General features: G+C 65.2%; 1 protein-coding gene. It reads left to right on the forward strand.

Going from position 1 to position 1,465, the window contains the following annotated elements; genetic code table 11:
- Positions 1-467 precede the first annotated feature (467 nt).
- Positions 468-1,370: a LysR family transcriptional regulator gene (locus J0A65_RS23320; RefSeq protein WP_206596675.1), complete on the forward strand. Its 903-nt coding sequence runs from the start codon at positions 468-470 to the stop codon at positions 1,368-1,370.
- The last annotated feature ends 95 nt before the right edge of the window (positions 1,371-1,465 follow it).

The following is a 1,465-nucleotide window of genomic DNA, read 5'->3' on the forward strand; positions in this document are numbered from 1 at the left end:
GTGGTGACCGTCCCGGCGTGTGCCGGGATGGCAGGAAGACTCAGCAGGATGCCGAGTGCGAGGAGGGAAAATGGTGTGGGTTTGATCAACATGCATGGCTCCTTGTCGCCGAATGTCAGGGGTTGGCGACGGGATGCTTTGCGGGGCGGATGACGCTTGGCGGGCAATTCGGTGACGATTCGATGACGCTCGCTCGTTGCGGGCGCGCACCCCGGAAACGCTGGGCGCTGGCGCTTTTTCGGGCATGCCGGGGGATGATTTCACTTCGATGGCGATCAGGTGAAAGCGGCCGTGTGGCACCCAGTCGCTGGCGCCGTGAGCGACGCTGCAGAACCCGGATTACAGATAAGTAATCTTGCGGCAAGCCTGGCGAAAGGCGGTGCTCAGTAGGCTGCCGGCCATGTCATCACGTCTTGCCAGTGCGCACATGCAGAATCGAGTCCGGAGCCACATGCCTGGCGGTCGCCATGGCTGAGATCGAGCGACTCGTGGCCAGGAGCTTTCTGGCAACCGCGCGCTGCGCCAGTTTCAAACAGGCGGCACGCAGCCTGAACATGCACCCCACGGTGCTGCGCAAGCAGTTGCGGCGGCTCGAAACGAGTCTGGGGGAAGCGCTCTTCGTCTATCAGGATCGCGCACTCGCACTGACGTCACGTGGCCTGGCGTTGCAGGCGGAACTGGCATCCCGGCATCGAGACCTGCGCCCCGAAGTCGGTTTCGCCGAACGGCCCGAGCTGCGTCTGGCGCTGCCGGAGTGGGTGCTCGACGATGTGCTGGGTCGGCATCTGGTGGCTTTTCTGCGCAGACATGCCGGCGTGCGCCTGGAGCTGCTCCGCCAGGACCAGGGGCCGCTGCTGCAGAGCGAGGTCATGATCTGGCTGGCCGATCCCGACCAGGCCCGGCCTGATCCCGGTTTTGCCATGACGCGGCCCCAGCGTCTGGCCAGCGTCGAGTTCCAGGCCTGCATCGGCAAACGCTACGCCCGTGAGCGACGGCTACCCGCGCGCCTGTGTGATCTGCACGACTACATGCTGGTGCAGCGCCCGGACACGTCGGCATCGGCGGTGTTCGCGCCGTGGAATGCCCTGGTGGACGCGCGTGGCGGCGCGGTGACACGCGCGCACTCCCAGCAATGGACGATGGAGCTGATCCGGCACGCCGCCTGTATTGGCCTGATGCCGCACTACACCTCGCACATCGACGCGAACCTGCAACTGCTGCCCGGCCTCTTTGCCCGACCGATGAGGCAGTCGATCTGGCTGGCCTGCGCACCGCTCTCGGCGCAGCGCGAGGATGTCATGAGCCTGCAGGCGCTGATCCACAACGCCTTTGCGGAGCGCCGCGACTGGTTTGCTGCAGACGATGAGTGATGCCGCACGACGACTTTCCGTACCGGCGTGCGAGCGGACCGTGCAGGGGGCGTCGAGTTCTTCGATTACGAAATTGTAATGCGGCGCTCATCTCC

Source organism: Bowmanella yangjiangensis (assembly GCF_017255015.1).
Taxonomy (GTDB): domain Bacteria; phylum Pseudomonadota; class Gammaproteobacteria; order Enterobacterales; family Alteromonadaceae; genus Bowmanella; species Bowmanella yangjiangensis.